Source organism: Comamonas sp. DB36 (assembly GCF_057914905.1).
Genome location: NZ_CP196631.1, coordinates 341153 through 360799, shown reverse-complemented (window position 1 = coordinate 360799; position 19647 = coordinate 341153). Strand labels below are relative to the sequence as shown.

The window sequence follows — 19647 nt, the reverse complement described above, 5'->3', positions numbered from 1 at the left end:
ATGAGCGACTACCAGACACCCGCCCCGGGGGCCGGGATGGACGCCTTTTTCCTGGCGCGCGGCATTGCCGTGATCGGCGCCTCGGCCGACGCCACCAAGATCGGCGGGCGCCCCGTGCACCTGCTGCGCCGCCACGGCTATGCCGGCGCCATCTATCCCATCAACCCCAAGGGCGGTGAAATCCAGGGCCTGCCGGCCTATGCCCGCCTGGCCGACACGCCCGAAGCGCCCGAACTGGCGCTGATTGCCGTGCCGGCAGCCCACGCGCTGCAGGCCGTCGAGGACTGCGCGGCGCGCGGCGTGCGCGCCGTGGTCGTGCTGTCGTCGGGCTTTGCCGAAGCCGGCGCGCAAGGCGCGGCCTGGCAGGCGGCGATGCGCGCCACGGCGCTGCGCCACGGCATGCGCCTGCTGGGCCCCAACTGCCTGGGCACGGTGGGCGTGGCCGAGCGCGCCATTGCCTCGTTCTCGGTCGCGCTGGAAGACTACTACCCCCGGCCCGGCGCGATCGGCATTGTTTCGCAGTCGGGCAATATCGGCAGCTACACGCTGCAGCTGCTGGTGCAGCGCGGCGTGGGCATCAGCCGCATGGTGACCACGGGCAACGAAGCCGAAGTCGATCTGGCCGACGGCATTGCCGCACTGGCGCGCGACCCGGCAACGCGCGTGATCCTGTGCTGCATGGAAACCTGCCGCGACGGCGAACGCCTGACCCAGGCGCTGGCAATTGCGCGTGAACACCAGACGCCCGTGGTGGTGCTCAAGATAGGCGCGACGGAACAAGGCCAGGCCGCGGCCGCCTCGCACACCGGCGCGCTTGCCGGCTCGGACGCGGTGATTGATGCCGTGCTGCGCCGCCATGGCGCGCTGCGCGTGCGCTCGCATGAAGACCTGGTGGAAATCGGCCAGGCGCTGAGCCAGCTCCTGCCTCACAGCCTGCCGCGCAAGCCCGCGGTGACGCTGGTTGCGGCCTCGGGCGGCTTCGGCATCATGATGGCCGACGCGATGAGCGACGCCGGCCTGGCCCTGCCCGCGCTTGCCGCCGCCACGCGCGCGCGCATCCACGAGGTGCTGCCCGGCGCAAGCACCAGCAATCCCGTCGATGCCTCGGCGCAGATTTCCAGCCGCCCCGACATCCTGTTCGAAGTGCTGTCCGCCTTGCAGGAAGACCCGGGCGAAGCCACGACCGTGCTGTTTCTCTCGCTGGGCCTGTACAGCAGCCGGCTGCGCGATATCTACCTGCAGGCGCTGGCCCAGCTGCGCGCGGCCTATCCGCAGCGCCCGCTGATCATCATCAGCCGTGGCCCGGCCGATGCCGTGGTGCAGATCCAGGCGCTGGGCATTCCAGTGTTTTCGAGCATAGACGCCGCGGCGCGCGGCATCGCGGCGCTGGTGCGCCAGGCCGAACTGCTGGCCGCCGAACAGCCTCCTGCGGTCCCGGCGCGCAGCGCTGGCGCGCGCCTGCCCGAGTCCGCGTTCCGCAACGAGTACGCGGCCAAGCAGGTGCTGATCGATGCCGGCTTCGAAGTGCCGCTGGAGCGCAGCGTCAAGGACGCCGACGCCGCCGTGCAGGCCGCCGACGCGCTGGGCTATCCGGTGGTGCTGAAGATCCTGTCGGAAGACATTGCGCACAAGACCGAAGCCGGCGGCGTGGCGCTGAACCTGGCCGATGCCGCTGCGGTGCGCGCCGCGAGCGCGCGCATCTTTGCGAGCGTCGCCGCGCATGCGCCCGATGCGCGCATCGAGGGCCTGCTGGTCGCGCCCATGCTGCGCGGCGGCACCGAGCTGATCGCCGGCATCTCGCGCGACCCGGTGTTCGGCCCGGTGGTCATGGTCGGCATGGGCGGCATCTACGCCGAAGTGCTGCGCGATGTCGCCGTGCAACCCGCGCCCGTGAGCCAGGCCCAGGCGCTGGCCATGATCCGCTCGCTGCGCCTGTTCCCGCTGCTCGACGGCGCGCGCGGCCAGGCCAGGGCCGATATCGATGCCGCGGCGCGCGCCGTCGCCCGGCTGTCCGAATTCGCCTGCACGCACCGCGACCAGGTCGGCGAAATCGACCTCAACCCCATTCTCGTGCGCCCCGCTGGCCAAGGCATTGCCATCCTGGACGCGCTGATGGTGGCCTGCATTCCTGAAACCGAGAGCGCCCATGCTGAATGATTTCCCTATGAGCGTCGACCTGGCCGGCTACCGCCGCCATGCCCACGACTGGCTCGCGACCCACCTGCCCGCGCACATGCGCGGCGACAGCCTCGATTACCGCACGCCCACGCTGCAGGAAAGCAGTGCCTGGGAAGCCGCAATGCACCAGGCCGGCCTGGCGGGCATGACCTGGCCCAAGATCTACGGCGGCCATGGTCTGAGCCTGCGCGAACACCTGGTCGTGAACCAGGAAGTCGGCCGCCTGCTGATGCCCGACAGCGTGAGCTCCATAGGCAAGGAGCTTGCGGGCCCGATCATCATGGCCGTGGGCACCGAGGAACAAAAGCAGAGCTTCCTGGCCAATATCCTGGCCATGCGCGAATTCTGGTGCCAGGGCTTTTCCGAGCCCGACGCGGGCTCGGATCTCGCGCGCCTGCGCACCAAGGCCGTACAGGAAGGCGACCAGTGGCGCATCAACGGCCAGAAGATCTGGACCAGCGGCGCGGCCAAGGCCCACTACTGCCTGCTGCTGGCGCGCACCGGCACCGTTGCCGACCGCCACCGCGGCCTGCTGATGTTTGCCGTGCCCATGAACACGCCCGGCATCCGCGTGGTGCCTATCAAGTCGATCGACGGCAAGGACTCGTTTGCCGAAGTGTTCTTTGACGACGTGGTCGTGCCCGACAGCGCGCGCCTGGGCGCGCCCGACGAAGGCTGGGCCGCGGCGCTCAAGGTGCTGGGCATAGAGCGCGCGACCAACCGCATGTACCGTCCCTGGCGCTTCGAAGCCGAGCTGGGCTTTCTGGTGCGCGCGCTGCGCTCCGACCCGCAGCTCGCGCTCCAGCTGGAAGACGGCGGCGTGCAGAGCCGTGTCGGCGAGCTGCTGGCCGAGATCGACGGCCTCAAGGGACTGGTCGAGCGCTCGGTCGACCAGATCCTGCAAGGCCAGGCCGTGGGCGCCCGCGGCTCGCTGACCAAGCTGTTCTGGTCCGAATGCCACCAGTCGTTCGCCAGTTTCGCGCTGTCTCAGGTCAGCCAGATCGGCCCGCAGTCGAGCGCGCTGGCCCGGCGCGCGCGCAAGGTCTTCACCCAGGCCTACCTGTTCTCACGCGCCGAGACGATCTATGCGGGGACTTCCGAAGTCCAGCTCGATCTGATTGCCCAACGCATTCTCCAGCTGCCCCGGGAGCACTGACATGACCCAACAAGACCAGGGGCTGCGCCCCGAAGAGTTCGGCGAGGCCGCCGAAGCCGCGATCACCGATGCGCTCGGCCGCCCCGAAGACACCCATGCGGGCGTGCTGGCCGCGGCCGGCCTGTTCGGCGTCTGCGCACCCGAAGAGGACGGCGGCATGAACCTGCCGCTGGCCTTTGCCGTGCCCGTGGTGCAGGCCGCAGGAAAGCTGCGCCTGCGCTTTGCGCTGGCCGAGCAGATCGTGCTGGCCCGCCACCTGCCCGATGCCGCGCTGCGCGCCGCGCTGATCGACGGCAGCCGCCGCGCGACCATTGCCGCCCAGGGCCGCCTGGGCGATGCCTGGGTAGGCCATGCGCGCCAGGCGCAGCAGGCCGACTGGCTGCTGCTGCGTGCGCCCGAAGGGGACGGCGCGCAGCTGGTCGATCTCGCCGGCGCGCCGCGCGAACTCGACCCGTCGCTGGACCCCGAGGAACCCGCGGCCTGGCTGGACCTGTCGCAGGCCCGGGTGCTGGCGCAGCTCGATGCCGCGGCCGCCGCCGCGCTGTGGCATGACCTCGATCTGCTGTTTGCGGCCAGCGCCCATGGCGCGGCCGACGGCGCGCTGCAGGCCGCAGTCGAACACACCGGCACGCGCGTGCAGTTCGGCGCACCGCTGTCGACACGCCAGGCCGTGCGCCACTGGCTGGCGCGCATGAAGCTGTTCCACGAGACCAGCGGCGCGGCCATCTACCACGCGCTGCGCGTCGATCCCGCGGAACCCGAACGCGCCAAGCCTGCACGCGTGGCGCGCAGCGCGCTGGTGCTCAATCTGCAGCACGCGGCGTTCATCATCGAAAAGGCCATGCATCTGCACGGGGGCATGGGCTTCACCTGGGAGCTGCCGCTGCACCGCGCGCTGCGCAGCGTGCGCACGCTGGACGCGGCCTGCGGCGCGGGCGCTGCCGCGCGCCGGATCGGACAAGACTTCATCAATGCACAGGAGGCCGCATGAGCAGCGCCAAACTCGACTTGCAGGACCGCGTGGCCCTGATCACCGGCGCGGGCAACGGCATTGGCCGTGAAACCGCGCGCCAGATGGCGGCGCGCGGCGCCGTGGTGGCCGTCAACGACCTCAAGCCCGAATTCGTGCTGGCCGTGGTCGACGAGATCCGCGCCGCCGGCGGCCGCGCGTTTGGCGTGGTGCAGAACATCGCCAGCCGCGAAGGCATCCATGCGGCCGTGGCCCAGGCGCGCAGCGAAGGCGGGCGTTTCGACATCCTGGTCAACAACGCGGCCTGGGTGCGCTACCAGGCCGTGGCCGACATCCAGGCCGACACCATGGAGCGCATGCTCGACGTAGGCTTCAAGGCCGTGATCTGGGGCATTCAGGCCGCCACGGCAGCCATGGACGCCGAGCGCGGCGGCGCGATCGTCAACGTCGCCTCCACGGCCGCTTTGCGCTCGGCGCCCAACTCGCTGGTCTATTCGGGCATCAAGTCGGGCATCCTGGGCATCACGCGCGCGGCCGCAGCCGAACTCGGCGCGCAGCGCATACGCGTCAACGCGGTCTGCCCTTCGGCCGTGCCCACCGAGGGCACGCAGCGCAACCGCAACGCCGAGCGCGACGCGGCGCGCATTGCCGCCACGCCCATGGGCAGGCTGGGCACGGTTGAAGACATCGCGCGCACCATCTGCTTCCTGGCCAGCGACGACGCCGGCTTTGTCACCGCCCAGGGCCTGGCCGTCGACGGCGGCGTGACCTTCACCAATCTCTGACCATGCCAGGCAGCGTACTCATCACAGGCGCCGCCGGCGGCATAGGCCGCGCCACGGCGCTGCTGCTGGCGCGGCGCGGCTGGCACTGCGTGCTGGTCGATGCCGACGCCGCGGCGCTCGATCGCCTGCAGGCCGAATGGCCGCAGCAGGCGCGCGCGCCGCTGGCGCTGGTGGCCGATCTCACCGACGCGGCGCGCATTGCCGCGCTCGGCCCGCAGCTGCCGCCGCTGGACGCGCTGATCAACAACGCCGGCATGTCGGCCGGCGGTGCCGAGGTGCTGGCGGGTGTCGAGGACGGCGCGGCGCAGCGGCTGCTGGCGCTCAATCTCGAAGCGCCGGCGCGCATGGTGCAGGCCTGCGCGCCGCAGCTGCGCGCCGGCGCGCGCATCGTCAATGTCGCCTCGGGCGCGGGCCTGCGCGCGATTCCCTGGCGCGGGCTGTACAGCGCCAGCAAGGCCGGCGTGATTGCCCAGACCCAGGCATTGGCGCGCGCCCGGCCCGACTGGAGCGTGAGCGCGCTGTCGCCGGGCTTTGTGCGCACCGAGCTCGTGCAGCGGCTGATCGCCAGCCAGCGCCTGGACCTGCCCCAGGTGCTGGCGCGCATTCCGCTGGCGCGCATGGCCGAGCCCGAAGACATGGCCGAGGCGCTGGCGTTTCTCGTGAGCCCCGGCGCGCGGACCTGCTCCGGCCAGCTGCTGGTGCTCGATGGCGGCTCGTCCGTCTATGGCGGCAGCCAGCCTTTGCCGCCCACGCAATTGACCGCGCTGGCGTTCGACACCCCGCGCGCGCTGCAGGCCGCATCCATTGATTGCGCCGAATGGCAGGCCGTGCTGGCGCAGCTGCCCAGCGCCACGGCCGGCTACCCGGCCGTGATCGACGGCCGTGCCTTGCAGGCACCTGCCGGCGGCCTGCTTGCCGCCGTGCTGGAGGCGGCGCGTGCCTTCCGCGCCCGGCATGCGCGCCAGGCCAGCCTCACGCTGCTGCTGCCGCCACCCCCTGCGGCTGTCGACTGGCAGCTTGCTGGCGACGCCGCCGCGGCGCGCATGGCCCTCAGCACGCTGGCCGCCGAATGGGGCGCGGCGGGCCTGCGCATCAATGCGCTGGCGCCCGCCTGCGCGCCCGCCGACTGCGTGGCGCTGCTTGACTACATGAGCGGCGCGCGCGCCCAGTTCCTTACAGGCCAGGTGCTTATGCCTGCCCTGCCATGATGCCAACCCAATTGCGGGCAGCCCGGTAGCTGACCACGCAGAACATAAAGGAGACAAATCATGATCCACACGCCTCTCACCCGCCGCACGCTGCTGGCCGGTACGGCCGCCTTCGCCCTCCAGGCCCATGCCAGCAGCAGCACGGGCAACTGGCCGGCACGCACCATACGCCTGGTCGTTCCCGGCCCCGCGGGCTCGGGCATGGACATCTTTGGCCGCCTGCTGGCGGTGAACCTGCAGGAAGCGCTGCGCCAGACCGTGGTGGTCGACAACAAGCCCGGCGCCAACAGCCTGATAGGCACGGACAACGTCGCCAAGGCCCAGGCCGACGGCTATACGCTGCTGCTCTCGCCCTCGTCGGCGATCGCCATCAATCCCGTGATCCAGGCCAAGATGCCCTACGACACCGAGAAGGACCTGCTGCCCGTGGCCCAGGTCGGCTCGGCCGGCGTGCTGCTCGTGGCCCATCCCTCGACCGGCTTCAAGAACCTCGGCGACCTGGTGCGCCACGTCAAGGCCAATCCCAACAAGCTGGTCTACGGCTCCTGGGGCAGCGGCTCGACCGGTCACCTGGCAATGGAAGGCATCAAGGCCCACTACGGGCTGCAGATGGAACATGTGCCGTTCAAGGGCGTGGCCCCGCTGGTGACCGATCTGCTGGGCAACAACATCTCGGTGGGTTTCACCGACATTGCCTCGCCCGTGCCGCATATCCGCGCCGGCAAGCTCAGCGCCCTGGGCTGCACCGGCTCGGCGCGCGGCCCGGCGCTGCCCGAAGTGACGACGCTGTACGAGCAGGGCTTTCGCTTCGACATGAACGGCTGGTACGGCGTGTTCGCGCCGGCCGGCACGCCGCCCGAAGTCGTGCAGCGCCTGAACCAGGAAATCAACCGCATCCTGGCGACCGACGACGTGATCCAGAAGTTCGCGCTGCAGAACATGGCCAAGCCGCCGATCAAGAGCGTGGAGCAGTTCGCGACCACGGTGAAGCAGGATGTGGCGGTGTGGCAGAACCTGGCAAAGGTGGCCAAGCTGCGGGTGGATTGACGCGCTGGAGGACAGGCCGTTCACCCTTCGACGGGCTCAGGGCGAACGGTTAGCGCGCCCCCGTTCGTGGTGAGCTTGTCTGCGCGGCCCGGTCGAACCATGAACGCCCTGCACTCAAACCAGAAGACAGGCCGTTCACCCTTCGACGGGCTCAGGGCGAACGGTTAGCGCGCCCCCGTTCGTGGTGAGCCTGTCTGCGCGGCCCGGTCGAACCATGAACGCCCTGCACTCAAACCAGAGGACAGGCCGTTCACCCTTCGACGGGCTCAGGGCGAACGGATAGCGCCCCGCTGCCAGCCCCCAAAGAAGATTTCCTGCATTGCATATGCACATTCCTTCCTTGGCCCGGGCCGTACGCGCGCGTAGATTCAGGCGGACCACAGGGTCCTCCTTCCATCTTTGCCGCGCGCACGCGCCTTCTCGCCCATGCCCTCCCCCTTCTTTTCCCTGGTTCCCGCCACCACGCTGCGTGCCTGGCTCAACGATGGCGCGGAAATCGCGCTGCTCGATGTGCGCGAAGCCGGCCAGTTCGGCGAGGGCCACCCTTTCTTCGCGATTCCCGCGGCCTACAGCCAGTTGGAAAACGAGGTGCCGCGCCTGGTGCCGCGGCGCGACACGCGCATCGTGCTGCTCGATGCCGGCGACGGCGTCGCCGAGCGCGCCGCCCACCGCCTTGCGGCGCTGAAGTACACCCACCTGCATGTGCTCGAAGGCGGCGCGCCGGCCTGGGCGGCCGCGGGCTATGTGCTGTTCCAGGGCGTGAATCTGCCGTCCAAGACCTTTGGCGAACTCGTCGAGCATGCGTTCGACACGCCGCGGCTTTCGGCGCAGGAGTTGCAGCGCCGCCAGCAGGCCGGCGAGCCGCTGGTGCTGCTGGACGGCCGCACGCTGGGCGAGCACCGCAAGATGACGATTCCCGGCGCCACGCCCCTGCCCAACGGCGAACTCGCGCTGCGCTGGCATGCGCTCGCGCCCGATCCGCATACGCCCATCGTCGTGCATTGCGCGGGCCGCACGCGCAGCATCATTGGCGCGCAGATCCTGCGCAGCCTGGGCATTCCCAACCCGGTGATCGCGCTGGAGAACGGCACCCAGGGCTGGGCGCTGGCCGGCCTGCAGCTCGAGCACGGCAGCGCGCGCCGCAATCCCAGCGCCGGTGACGTGCGCCCGCAGGACCAGGCCGCGGCCGCGGCGCTGGCCGAAGAACTCGGCGTGCCGCAGCTCAGCGCCGCCCAGGCCCAGGCCTGGATAGACGAGCGCACACGCACCACCTATGTGCTTGACGTGCGCAGCGCCGAGGAATTTGCCGCGGGCACGCTGGCAGGCGCGCGCCACGCGCCCGGCGGCCAGCTGCTGCAGGCCACCGACCAGAGCATTGGCGTGCGCCACAGCCGCGTGCTGCTGCTCGATGACGAAGCCATTCGCGCGCCGGTGATTGCCAGCTGGCTCTGGCGCCTGGGCTATGAAACCGCCACGGTCGATGGCGGCATACGCGCGCCGCTGCGCCTGCCGGCCCCGGCCGATGCAGCGCCAACGACAGCGCCGACAACGGCGCCGCTGGCAAGGCAGGATCTGGCGGCCTGGCACGCGCAGCATGCGCCGCTGCTGGTCGATCTGCAGGCTTCGCTGGCCTATCGCCAAAAGCATGCCGCCGGTGCGCTCTGGTCGCTGCGCCCGCGCCTGGCCGCGCAGGTGCAGGCCGCGGCCCGCGCCGATCAGCCGGTGCTGCTGCTCGCGCCCGACGCCGCCACCGCCGCCCTGGCGCTGACCGAACTGCCAGGCCGCAGGCTGCAATGGGCGCTGGCCGCCGACTGGGAAGCCGCGGGCCTGCCGCAGGAAAGCACGCCCCACAGCCCGGCAGACAGCGAGGCCATCGACTACCTGTTCTTCGTGCACGACCGCCACGACGGCAACCTCGACGCCGCGCGCCGCTACCTGTCCTGGGAAACCGGGCTGATTGCCCAGTGCGCGCCCGATGAACTCGCCGGCTTCCGGCTGCCCGCGGCGGCCGCTGCCTGAGGCCGGCGCGCCGGCCAACGCCTTAACGCGCTGCCCGCATATCGTTCATCGATAAGCTTTGTTGTCGCCATGGCGGGGCTGTCAGAAGATAAGTGCCTATCCGCACTCCTCTGTTCTGCCCACCATGCGCCCACTCCCTGCTTCTTCCCGCTCCATTGCCCGCTCGCTGACCGGCGTGGCCGCGGCCCTCGCCCTGCTGGCCGGCACGGCCCATGCCGATGCCACGCTCGACAAGATCAAGCAGCGCGGCAAGGTCACCATCGGCGTGCTGGCCAACGGCGGCCCGTTTGGCTCCATAGACCCCGCGACCCAGCAGCTCGTGGGCTGGAACCCCGAGCTCGCGCGCGCCCTGGCCAAGGGCCTGGGCGTGGAAGCCGAGCTGGTGCAGGTGCAGACTGCGACGCGCACGCAGTTCCTGCAGGCGGGCAAGGTCGACCTGCTGATTGCCTCGATGGAGCTCAACCCCGACCGCGCCGAGATTCTGGGCTATGCGCCCACGCCGTTCTTCCGCGTCGGCGGCACGGCCGCGGTGCGCAAGGACAGCGGCATCACCCAATGGTCCGATCTGCGCGGCAAGGCGGTGTGCGTATCGCAGGGCAGCAGCTTCGCCAAGCCGCTGACCACCGAGTACGGCGCCCAGGTGCAGGGCTACAAGAGCTCGTCCGATTCGCTGCTGGCGCTGCGCGGCGGCAATTGCGTCGCGGCCGTGCATGACAGCACGCTGATCCATCCGCTGGTGCGCGGCAATCCCGAATGGGCGCAGTACGCGGCGCCCATCACTACCGAAATCCTGCCCGCGCCGTCGGTGGTCTGGACGCGCAAGGGCGAGGCCGACACCATTGCCGCGGTCGACAAGGTGGTGCAGGAATGGCACCGCAGCGGCTGGCTGATCGCCACCGAGAAGCGCCTGGGCATCTCGCCGGCCAACCCGTACCTGGTCGAGCTGCAAAGCAAGTTCAAGACCGCCGCGCGCTGAAGGCTGCCATGAGCGACAGCCTGTTGGTCCATGGCGTGCAGGCGTTCAAGGCGCTGGGACTGAACTATTCCTTCGTGCTGGACGACATGGAGCGCCAGGCCTTCGTGCGCGGCCTGGGCGTGTCGCTGCAGCTGTGCCTGCTGACCATTCCCGGCAGTCTTGCCGTGGGCGTGCTGCTGGCCGCGGCGCTGACCTCGGGCCGCGCCTGGCTGGCCCAGCCCGCGCGCGCCTTTGTCGAAGTCACGCGCAACACACCCACGCTGGTGCAGCTGTACTGCGCCTTCCTGGTGCTCAACATGCTGATCACCCAGCAGCTGCGCGACTGGGGCGCGGGCCCGAATCCGCTCACGCCGTTCATCTGGGTGGTGATCGTGGTCTCGCTGCACAAGGGCGTGTTCCATGCCGAGGCGCTGCGCGCGGGCATAGAAAGCGTGCCCCAGACCACGCTGGAAGCCGCGCGGTCGCTGGGCTTTTCGCGCCGCCAGCTGCTGGCGCGCGTGCAGCTGCCGCTGGCGCTGCGCTTTGCGCTGCCGTCGCTGATCAACAACCTGATCGATCTGGTGAAGATGACGGCCGTGGCCTCGGCCATTGCCGTCGGCGACGTGACCTATCAATCCATCATGATCTGGACGCAGCGCGACAACGTGCTCGAGCTGCTGCTGCTGATACTGCTGTGGTTCGGCCTGCTGACCTGGCTGCTGAGCCTGGCGGGCCGCTGGCTGGAACAACGACTGAGGATGCCTGGCTATGGCCAATGACGCCACCCTGCCCCTGCCGCCGTGGCGCGGCCATGCGCTGCGCAATCCCTGGCTGATTGCCGGCCTGGCGCTGCTTGCGCTGCTGGCGTTCTGGAGCGCCACGGGCACGACGCCGGTGGCCGTCGCTCTGCTGTGGAAATGGCTGCCCTCGCTGCTGCGCGGCCTGCTGGTCAACATCGAGATCAGCGTGCTGGCGGTGGCGCTGGGCACGGTGGTCGGCCTGGTGATAGGCGCGCTGCTGCTGTCGCCCTCGGCCGGCGTGCGCCGCATGGCGCGCCTCTATGTGCAGGCGTTTCGCAATGCGCCGGTGCTGGTGCTGATCTATTTCACGACCTATGTGTTTCCCTTTGAAGTGCATGTCGTGCAGTGGAGCTTTCCCTTTCCCGACTGGGTCAAGGTGGTGCTGGGCCTGGCGCTGCCGACCAGCGCCAACGTTGCCGAGATCTTTCGCGGCGCGATCCAGTCGATTCCCAGCGCCCAGTGGGAGGCCGCGCAGTCGCTGGCGTTCAAGCGCAGCGAGATCTTCCGCCTGATCGTCCTGCCCCAGTGCCTGCGGCGCATGCTGCCGCCGTGGATGAACCTCTACGCCAGCATCACCATGAGCACTTCGCTGGCCTCGCTGGTGGGCGTGCACGATGTCGTCGACATGGCGCAGATCGCCAGCAACACCGTGGTGCGCACCGACTTCACCATCCTTGTCTATTTCACGCTGCTGGCGCTGTTCTTCGCCTACTGCTATCCGATTGCCCGCGCCACCCGCGCCCTGGAGCGACGCCATGAACGCCACTGATTCCTTTTTCTCCACGCCCGCGGCCGACGCGCTCGAGGCGCCGCTGGTGCAGCTCGAGAACGTGCACCTGTCCTTTGGCGACAACCAGGTGCTCAAGGGCATCAACGTCGAAGTGCGGCGCGGCCAGGCGGTGTCCATCATCGGGCCCTCGGGCTCGGGCAAGTCGACCATCCTGCGCTGCATCACGGGACTGCTGCGGCCTCAAGCCGGGCGTATCACCGTGGGCGATACGCGCGTCGACGCGCTGCGCACCGAGGCCGAGCTGATCGCCCTGCGCAAGCGCGTGGGTTTCGTGTTCCAGCAGTACAACCTGTTTCCGCACCTCACGGTGCTGCAGAACCTGGTGATCGCGCCCACGCGCGTGGTCGGGCGCAGCCGCGCCGTCGCCGAGCGCGACGCGCGCGCGCTGCTCGAGAAGGTGCGCCTGGCGCACAAGGCCGACGCCTATCCCGGCGAGCTGTCGGGCGGCCAGCAGCAGCGCGTGGCGATCGCGCGCGCGCTGGCCATGCAGCCCGAGCTGATCCTGTTTGACGAAGTCACTTCGGCGCTGGACCCCGAGACCGTGGGCGAGGTGCTCACGGTGATTCGCGACCTGGTCAAGGAAGGCATGACCTGCGTGCTGGTCACGCATGAAATGCGCTTTGCCGAGGAGATCAGCGACCAGGTCTATTTCACCGAAGCCGGCCGCATCGTCGAGCACGGCCCCGTGGCCCAGATCTTCGGCGCGCCACGCAGCGAGCGCACGCGCCAGTTCCTGCAGCGCGCCCTGGGCGAAGGCCAGCGCGCGCGCCCCGCGCCGCCCACCGCGGCGCTGCGCTTCAACCAATTGCGTTTCGCCCTGTAATTCCCACTCCAAGAGGACCCCATGAGCACCACTTCCTCCCTGTCCGAACAGCGCCGCGCCGCGGTTGCCGCCACGCTTGCCGATGTGCGCCAACTGGTTGCCGCAGGCGCTCCCGACCGCGCCGCGCTGGCCGCCATCAGCGCGCGTCTCGAAGCGCTGGCCGCGCAGCGCGAACTGTTCACGCGCGCCGACTTCCCGCCGCCGGACGCCGGCCAGGGCGTGGGCGCGTCGACGCGCTACCGCCTCAACGCCGACGACGGCGACGAAGGCCTGGCGCTGTACCTGAACTCCATCCTGCCGGGCAAGACCACGCAGCCGCACAACCACACCACCTGGGCGGTGATCGTCGCCGTCGAAGGCCAGGAAGTGAACCGGCTTTACGACCGTAGCGACGACCGCAGCAACCCCGCGCAGGCCAAGATCCACCTGGCGCGCGAATTCACGGTGCAGCCCGGCGCGTCGATTGCGTTCCTGCCCGACGACGTGCACAGCATCCATGTCGTCGGCGATTCGCCCACGCTGCACTTTCACCTCTACGGCAAGCCGCTGGAACGCCTGACCGGCCGCATAGGCATCGATGCCGAGACCGGCGCGATCACCAACTACAACGCCACCCAGTTCCAGCCCAGCAAGGTCGCCGCATGAGCAACGACGCTTCCTCCTCACGCCTGGGCCGTTCCACCCGCCTGCTGCATGCGGGCGCACCCGATCTGCGCGGCGGCTCGGGCCCGGTCAACGTTCCCGTGGTGCGCACCAGCACCGTGCGCTTTGAAAGCAGCGCCGCCTATGCCGATCTACACCACCGCCGCGCCGCGGGCGAGCGCCTGGCCACCTACGGCCGCCACGGCCTCGACACCCACCGCGCGCTGGAAGACGCGGTGACCGCGCTCGAAGGCGGCCACCGCGCGTTTCTCACCCCTTCGGGCCTGTCGGCGATCACGCTGGTGCTGGTGGCGCTGCTGTCGCCCGGCGACCATGCGCTGGTGGCCGACAGCGTCTACTCGCCCGTGCGCCGCGTCGACGACTCGCTGCTGCAGCGCCTGGGAATCACGCTGGAATACTTCTCGCCATCGCAGGACGATCTGGCGGCGAAGATCCGGCCAAACACCAAGCTGGTCTATCTCGAGTCGCCGAGTTCGCTGCTCTACGAAGTGCTGGACCTGCCCGCGCTGGCGGCTGTGGCGCGCGCCCATGGCATTCCTGTCGCGACCGACAACACCTGGGGCGCGGGCTGGTTCTACCAGCCGCTGGCGCTGGGCGCGAACCTCTCCATTCACGCCGCGACCAAGTACATCTCGGGCCATTCGGACGTGATGCAGGGCATTGTCGTCACCGACTCCGCGGCGCTCTCCGCGAAGATTGCCACGGCGCATGAAGCGCTGGGCCTGACGGTGGGCGCCGACGACGCCTATCTCGCGCTGCGCGGCCTGCGCACGCTGCCCGTGCGCCTGGCCCAGCACCAGCGCCATGCGACCCAGGTCGCCGAATGGCTGCAGGTCCAGCCCCAGGTCAGCCGCGTGTTCTATCCCGCGCTGGCCTCCGACCCCGGCCATGCGCTGTGGCAACGCGACTTCAGCGGCGCCAACGGCCTGGTGTCGTTTGCCTTTGAAGAAGGCGTGGACGCGCGCGCCGGCGAGCAATTCATCGACGCGCTGCGCTTCTTCGGCATTGGCGCGTCCTGGGGCGGCTACGAAAGCCTGGCGCTGGTGGCCTCGCCCGAGCGCCTGCGCGAGCACAGTGTCTGGACCGGCACCCAGCCCGTCGTGCGCCTGCATGTAGGGCTTGAAGACCCGCAGGATCTGATTGCGGATCTGGCGCAGGCGTTTGCGCGGGTGGCGCAGGGCGTGGAGTTGGCGCCGGCGTGAAAATGGGCTTGCTCATGAGCGCAGGCCGTTCATCCTTCGACGCGGCCAGCGAGGCAGACTCAGGGCGAACGGCAAACCCGTTCGTGGTGAGCCTGTCGAACCATGAACGGCCCGTCCTCATGACTTGAGCGCAGGCCGTTCATCCTTCGACAAGCTCAGGACGAACGGCTTTTTTGAGGTCATGCCTCACGATCATTCCCACCAACAACAACGGCGCCCAAAGGCGCCGTTGTTGTCTGCCATGTCGCAGCGGCCATCCCCTGGCCGCTGCGTTCCCCCCTTGCGTCCCAACTAACCAGCCACGGGCAGCAAGCGGATTCCCGTCGTTCCCTCGCGCTCCAGCTGCGCCACCAGGCCCAGCTCCCAGTCCAGGTACTGCTGGAAGCCCGCGTTGCGCAGCTCCAGGTCATGGTGGGCATAAGGGCTGTACCAATGGTCGTCGTCGCCGGTCAGCACGCCTTCGGCGCCCTGCGCCACCGGCAGGTCGGCGGCCACCCACGCAGCCGTGCCGCCCGCGATCGCACGCACATCGCGTCCGGTGCGCGCCGCGAGTTCGGCCGCGACGCTGCGCGCCAGCACGCCATCGGGCGAATGCAGCAGCACGGTCTGCGCCGCGGGCAGCTCGGCGACCAGCGCCTCGAGGCGATCGGGCACCGCGAAGCGCGCGCCCGCAATGTGCTTTTTCTCGAAGGCCGCGCGGCGGTCGATGTCAAACACGCTGGCAGTCCCGGCCAACAGCTGCGCCTGGGCCTGCTGCGGCGACACCAGCGGAGCCGGTGCATGCAGCGCCAGCACACGCACCGGTTCGGCGCCGATTTCCAGCGCGGCCAGGGCCGGCGGCGAGTACAGAAAGACTTCGTAGCCGCCCAGCTGGGCCAGCCAGGCGCCCGTGGTCAGCGCGCGCACGCCGTCCCAGTCGGCCAGCACGATGCGCGCGCCGCGCGCCGCCGCGTATTCGTCCGTGGCCTGCACCAGTTGGCCGCCCGGCGCCCAGCGCCAGCCCGGCAGATGGCCGGCTGCGTATTCCTGCTCGGTGCGCACGTCGAAGCGGTAAAGCGTGCGCTCCTGCGCCTCGCCTTCGAAACGCGCGAGCTCCGCCGCATCTATGCGCTGCACGCCCGCGCGCTGCGCCACGTCGGCCGCGCGTTCGCGCGCCTTGGCCAGCGTTGCGGGCGCGGGCTCGGGAAAGCTCGCGCCGCGGCCATGGGCCAGCGTGCGGCCGGTGAGCAGCCAGTCCATGGTGCCGTTGCGCAGCGAGGCCACACGGTTGGGAATGCCGGCGTCGATCAGCGTCTGCGCGCCGACGATGCTGCGCGTGCGCCCGGCGCAGTTCACCACCACGAAAGTCTCGGGGTCGGGAGCGATCTCGCCTATGCGATACACCAGCTCGGCGCCCGGCAGGCTCAGCGCGAACGGCAGGCTGAACGCCGCGAACTCCTCGGGCGTGCGGCTGTCGACGACAACGATGTTGTCGCCGCGCTCCACACGCTGCTGCAGCTCGTCGGAAGTGATCCAGGGCGTGTGCTTCTCGTGTTCGATGACTTCGCCAAACGCCTTGCTGGGCACGTTGGTGCCGCTGAAGATTTCAAAGCCCGCGGCGGCCCAGCCGTCGGTGCCGCCTTCGAGCACCGACACATTGCGCCAGCCCAGGCGCGCGAGCTTGGCCGCGGCCTGGTGCGACAGCGACTCGTCGGCATCGACCAGCACGATGCGCGTGCCGCGGCGCGGCACCAGGCGGTCTATCACCAGCTCCAGCCGCCACAGCGGCGCCGACGCCGCGAACAGGATATGTCGGTGGGCAAACACGCCGGTCTCGCGCACGTCAAGCACGGCGATCTCCTCGCCGTCAAACAGCGCGGTCTTGAGCGCCTGGGGCGAGACCACGGGGTGGCGAATGGACTTGGGCGGGCCGAAGGTGCGGAAGCTGCCGCCTTCGAGGCTTTCAAACACCACGCGGCCGGGCAGGCGATCGATCGCCAGGCCGTAGAAATGCAGGTGCAGGCCGGGCTCGTCGCCGATCAGTTCGATGGTGTGCACGTCGGTGGGCGACAGCACGACGGACACGCCGGAGGACACATCGACGCTGCGCTCGGCGGTGAGGGTGTCGCGCGTCGCGTCCGGCGTCTTGTCGCGTCGGAAAAACACATTGCGCTCGTTGCCCGACACGCCGGCAATGATGGCCCAGGTCGTGTGGTCGTGCGGCGGCTGCGACTTGCCCGGCAGGCCGGTCGACAGGTACAGCGCGTAGCGGCCGGCCGCGTCCTCGCTCAGGCGATAGACCTGGGCCGGGTTCTGCGCCGACACCGGGAAATGCTCCGCGGCAAACAGTTCGCGCTGCGTGCCCAGGCGCTCGAGCAGCGTGGCGACGGCGCGCAGCTGCTCGGGCGTGGCGCGCTCCGGGTCGGGCACCAGGCGGCGCGCCTGGGCAATGAAGTCCGCCACGGCAGCGGTGCGGCGGCTGGCGATATCGCTGCCGCTGAAGTCGAGGGAAACATGGGTCTGTGTCATGGGGGTCTCCGGGAAATTGCCCCCACGGTACGCAGCCGCGCGCGCCTGGCCAACGAAGAAAACCGCAGATCGTTAGCTGAAAAGCTTAGTTCACGCGCCGCCGCCCGGCCCCTAGATTCGAGCCATTCCTTCTTTCCCGCCGAGCGAGCCGACCCATGACCACCAAACGTTTCTTCCTGCGCACCCTGGCGTCGGCCATCGCACTGTCCGCCGCCGGCGGCGGCGCGCTGTATGTGTCTTCGCTGCACGCGGCCACCGACAAGTCCAGCACTTTTCCCAACAAGCCGGTGCGCATCATCGTTCCGGTGGCGCCGGGTGGCAGCGCCGACAAGCTCACGCGCACGCTGGGCGAACGCCTGTCGGTGCTCTGGGGCCAGACGGTGATTGTCGAGAACGTCGCGGGCGCCAGCGGCACCATTGGCGCAGGCAAGGTCGCCAAGGCCGCGCCTGACGGCTACACGCTGCTGCAACAGGGCGAAGGCCTGATGCTCAACAGCATACTTTTCCGCGACCTGCCCTACGACACCGCGCGCAGCTTCTCGCCCATCGTCAAGGCCGTGGTCAACCCGCAGGTGCTGGTCGTGAACCCGGGAACCGGCATCAACACCCTGGCCGACTACCTGGCGCGCGCCAAGGCCCAGCCCGAAAGCATCAGCCTGGCGCTGCCGGGCAACGGCGGCATCGCGCATGTGGCGCATGAAATCCTGGCCCAGGAGACCGGCGCCAAGGTCAACTACATTCCCTATCCCGGCGGCGGCCCGGCGGCCGTCGATGTGCTCGCCGGCCATGCCAACGCGACGCTGATCACGCTGGCCGCGGTCACCGAATACGTGCGCGCCGGCAAGCTGCGCGCGCTGGCCGTGACCACCAGCTACCGCTCGCCCGCTCTGCCCAATGTGCCCACCGTGGCCGAAGCCGCCCAGCTGCCGAACTTCTCGGTCGAAAGCTGGCAGGGCTACTTCGCGCCGGCCGGCACGCCGGCGGCCATCGTGCAGAAGATCAACCGCGACATCAACCAGGTGCTGCAGTTGCCCGAAGTGCGCGCCCAGCTGGAAAGCCAGGGCTTCAAGGTCGCGGGCGGCTCTTCGGCCGATCTTGCAAAGAGCCTGCAGACCGAGCAGCCGCGCTACGCCCAGGCCATCAAGACCGCGGGCCTGGCGATTCGCTGATCAGTCCAAAAAAAGCCGCCACGGCCCGCATGGGTGGTGGCGGCTTTTTGCATTGCCAGGCGCTTCAGTCCAGCGAAGCCCCCGAGGCGCGCACGCGCTCGCCCTGCACCTGATAGTCGCGCACCAGGAAGTCGCGGTATTCGGCGGGCGTCGAAGCCACGGCCACATAGGAGAACGCGTCGATCTGCGTCTTGCGGAACTCGGGCTCGAGCAGAATCTTGCGCACGTCGGCGGAAATCTTCTCAACCAGCGGCGCGGGCGTGCCCGCGGGCGCGAGCAGGCCGATGTTGAACACCGCCTGGATGTCGCGCACGCCGGCTTCACGGAACGTGGGCACATCTGGCAGCGCCACGCTGCGCGCTTCCGAAGACACGGCCAGCGCCTTGAGCCGGCCACCCTTGATGTGCTGCTCGATCACCGAGACGCCCAGCACCGCGGCATCGATCTGGCCGGCGATGATTTCCGGGATCAGCGGCGCCGCGCCCTTGTAGGGCACATGCACCATCTCCAGCCCTTCCTGCTTGGCGAACATCGCCAGCGGCAGGTGCACGATGCCCCCCGCGCCCGAGGAGCCATAGGTCAGCGGCTTGGTCTTGCCGGCCTGCTTCGCCTGGGCGATGAATTCTTGCAGCGTGTTCGCCTTGGAGTTCTGCGGCACGAAGAACACCATGGGCACGCTGATCAGCCGCGAGATGGGCGCGAAGTCCTTTTGCGGGTTGTACGGCAGCTTCTTGTACAGGTGCGGGTTCATGCTCAGCGCGGCTTCAGTCGCGGCGAACAGCGTGTAGCCGTCGGGCGCGCTCTTGGCAGCGAACTCGGCGCCTATGATTTCATTGGCACCGGTGCGGTTGATGACCACCACCGGCTGGCCCCAGGTCTTGTTCAGACGCATGGCCAGCGCGCGCGCGAGGTTGTCGACAGGGCCGCCGGCCGCATAGGGCACGACGATGTTCACAGGCTTGCCGGGAAACGCGGCCGGAGCCTGTGCGCTCGCCAGGGCGGGCAGGAATGCGGCGGCGGCAACGACGGCCGCGGTGAGATGGTGCAGGGGCTTCATGAGGGAACAGACGAAAATCTTCAAGCCTTCCCCAGCAGGGGAAGGTGCAATGACAAGGCAAGGGCCGCGAGGCCGGGAACTCAGCGGCGAACGCGCTCCCGCGCCGCGCGCGTGTCGAATGCAAGGCCATCTTCGAGGAAGGTGTTGCCGGACCGGTTCACCCGGATGGGCAGCGGGCGTGTACCCGCTGCGATCTGTCTGCTGTCCACCAGCGCCAACCGCTGGTATTGGGTCATTTCCGCCATCGATGTCTCCTTGTGCTTTTTGTCATTTCTCGCGCTGCGTGCCCAGAGGGAAAGGCACTGCAGTCACGGCAC

General features: G+C 69.4%; 17 protein-coding genes. 14 read left to right on the top strand and 3 right to left on the bottom strand.

Annotation, left to right across the window (positions count from 1 at the left end):
- The 13 genes from ACSVDO_RS01720 to metC all read left to right on the top strand — a co-directional run bounded on the left by ACSVDO_RS01720 (window position 1) and on the right by metC (window position 14596).
- On the top strand, window positions 1-2157 hold the full coding sequence (locus ACSVDO_RS01720) for an acetate--CoA ligase family protein (RefSeq protein ID WP_489594701.1): 2157 nt from the start codon (window positions 1-3) through the stop codon (window positions 2155-2157).
- Window positions 2147-3334, top strand: coding sequence for an acyl-CoA dehydrogenase family protein (locus ACSVDO_RS01715; protein ID WP_489594700.1), 1188 nt, complete (start codon window positions 2147-2149; stop codon window positions 3332-3334). Before ACSVDO_RS01720 ends, ACSVDO_RS01715 begins: the two co-directional genes overlap by 11 nt.
- A 1-nt stretch (window position 3335) precedes the next feature.
- Window positions 3336-4325, top strand: a complete 990-nt coding sequence (locus ACSVDO_RS01710) for an acyl-CoA dehydrogenase family protein (RefSeq protein ID WP_489594699.1) — start codon at window positions 3336-3338, stop codon at window positions 4323-4325.
- Window positions 4322-5089 carry an SDR family NAD(P)-dependent oxidoreductase gene (locus tag ACSVDO_RS01705; RefSeq protein WP_332682355.1) on the top strand — a complete coding sequence of 256 codons (768 nt, stop codon included), beginning with the start codon at window positions 4322-4324 and terminating at the stop codon, window positions 5087-5089. Before ACSVDO_RS01710 ends, ACSVDO_RS01705 begins: the two co-directional genes overlap by 4 nt.
- Before the next feature lie 2 nt (window positions 5090-5091).
- Window positions 5092-6297 carry an SDR family NAD(P)-dependent oxidoreductase gene (locus tag ACSVDO_RS01700; RefSeq protein ID WP_489594698.1) on the top strand — a complete coding sequence of 402 codons (1206 nt, stop codon included), beginning with the start codon at window positions 5092-5094 and terminating at the stop codon, window positions 6295-6297.
- A gap of 60 nt (window positions 6298-6357) precedes the next feature.
- Window positions 6358-7344: a Bug family tripartite tricarboxylate transporter substrate binding protein gene (locus tag ACSVDO_RS01695; protein ID WP_489594697.1), complete on the top strand. Its 987-nt coding sequence runs from the start codon at window positions 6358-6360 to the stop codon at window positions 7342-7344.
- A gap of 426 nt (window positions 7345-7770) precedes the next feature.
- Window positions 7771-9363: a rhodanese-like domain-containing protein gene (locus ACSVDO_RS01690; RefSeq protein ID WP_489594696.1), complete on the top strand. Its 1593-nt coding sequence runs from the start codon at window positions 7771-7773 to the stop codon at window positions 9361-9363.
- A gap of 124 nt (window positions 9364-9487) precedes the next feature.
- Window positions 9488-10339 (top strand): transporter substrate-binding domain-containing protein, encoded by an 852-nt coding sequence (locus ACSVDO_RS01685; protein ID WP_489594695.1) that lies wholly within the window; start codon window positions 9488-9490, stop codon window positions 10337-10339.
- A gap of 8 nt (window positions 10340-10347) precedes the next feature.
- Window positions 10348-11097, top strand: a complete 750-nt coding sequence (locus tag ACSVDO_RS01680; protein WP_489594694.1) for an amino acid ABC transporter permease — start codon at window positions 10348-10350, stop codon at window positions 11095-11097.
- Complete coding sequence (locus ACSVDO_RS01675; RefSeq protein WP_489594693.1) at window positions 11087-11887, top strand: amino acid ABC transporter permease; 801 nt, start codon at window positions 11087-11089, stop codon at window positions 11885-11887. The genes ACSVDO_RS01680 and ACSVDO_RS01675 overlap by 11 nt, the downstream gene beginning before the upstream one ends.
- Window positions 11874-12731: an amino acid ABC transporter ATP-binding protein gene (locus tag ACSVDO_RS01670; RefSeq protein WP_489594692.1), complete on the top strand. Its 858-nt coding sequence runs from the start codon at window positions 11874-11876 to the stop codon at window positions 12729-12731. The genes ACSVDO_RS01675 and ACSVDO_RS01670 overlap by 14 nt, the downstream gene beginning before the upstream one ends.
- 21 nt (window positions 12732-12752) lie before the next feature.
- Complete coding sequence (locus ACSVDO_RS01665) at window positions 12753-13376, top strand: cysteine dioxygenase family protein (protein ID WP_489594691.1); 624 nt, start codon at window positions 12753-12755, stop codon at window positions 13374-13376.
- The gene (metC, locus tag ACSVDO_RS01660) at window positions 13373-14596 is read left to right on the top strand and encodes a cystathionine beta-lyase (protein ID WP_489594690.1); all 1224 of its coding nucleotides are present in this window, start codon (window positions 13373-13375) and stop codon (window positions 14594-14596) included. The genes ACSVDO_RS01665 and metC overlap by 4 nt, the downstream gene beginning before the upstream one ends.
- A gap of 291 nt (window positions 14597-14887) precedes the next feature.
- On the opposite strand, the gene ACSVDO_RS01655 is transcribed toward metC, so the two are convergent.
- The gene (locus tag ACSVDO_RS01655; RefSeq protein ID WP_489594689.1) at window positions 14888-17104 is read right to left on the bottom strand and encodes a rhodanese-like domain-containing protein; all 2217 of its coding nucleotides are present in this window, start codon (window positions 17102-17104) and stop codon (window positions 14888-14890) included.
- A gap of 155 nt (window positions 17105-17259) precedes the next feature.
- Here ACSVDO_RS01655 and ACSVDO_RS01650 point away from each other — a divergent pair, with 155 nt between their 5' ends.
- A complete protein-coding gene (locus ACSVDO_RS01650; RefSeq protein ID WP_332535712.1) occupies window positions 17260-18273 on the top strand; it encodes a tripartite tricarboxylate transporter substrate binding protein in 1014 nt (337 codons plus the stop codon).
- A gap of 64 nt (window positions 18274-18337) precedes the next feature.
- On the opposite strand, the gene ACSVDO_RS01645 is transcribed toward ACSVDO_RS01650, so the two are convergent.
- Both ACSVDO_RS01645 and ACSVDO_RS01640 read right to left on the bottom strand, forming a co-directional pair.
- Complete coding sequence (locus ACSVDO_RS01645; RefSeq protein WP_489594688.1) at window positions 18338-19330, bottom strand: Bug family tripartite tricarboxylate transporter substrate binding protein; 993 nt, start codon at window positions 19328-19330, stop codon at window positions 18338-18340.
- A gap of 80 nt (window positions 19331-19410) precedes the next feature.
- Complete coding sequence (locus tag ACSVDO_RS01640; protein WP_489594687.1) at window positions 19411-19575, bottom strand: hypothetical protein; 165 nt, start codon at window positions 19573-19575, stop codon at window positions 19411-19413.
- Between the last annotated feature and the right edge of the window lie 72 nt (window positions 19576-19647).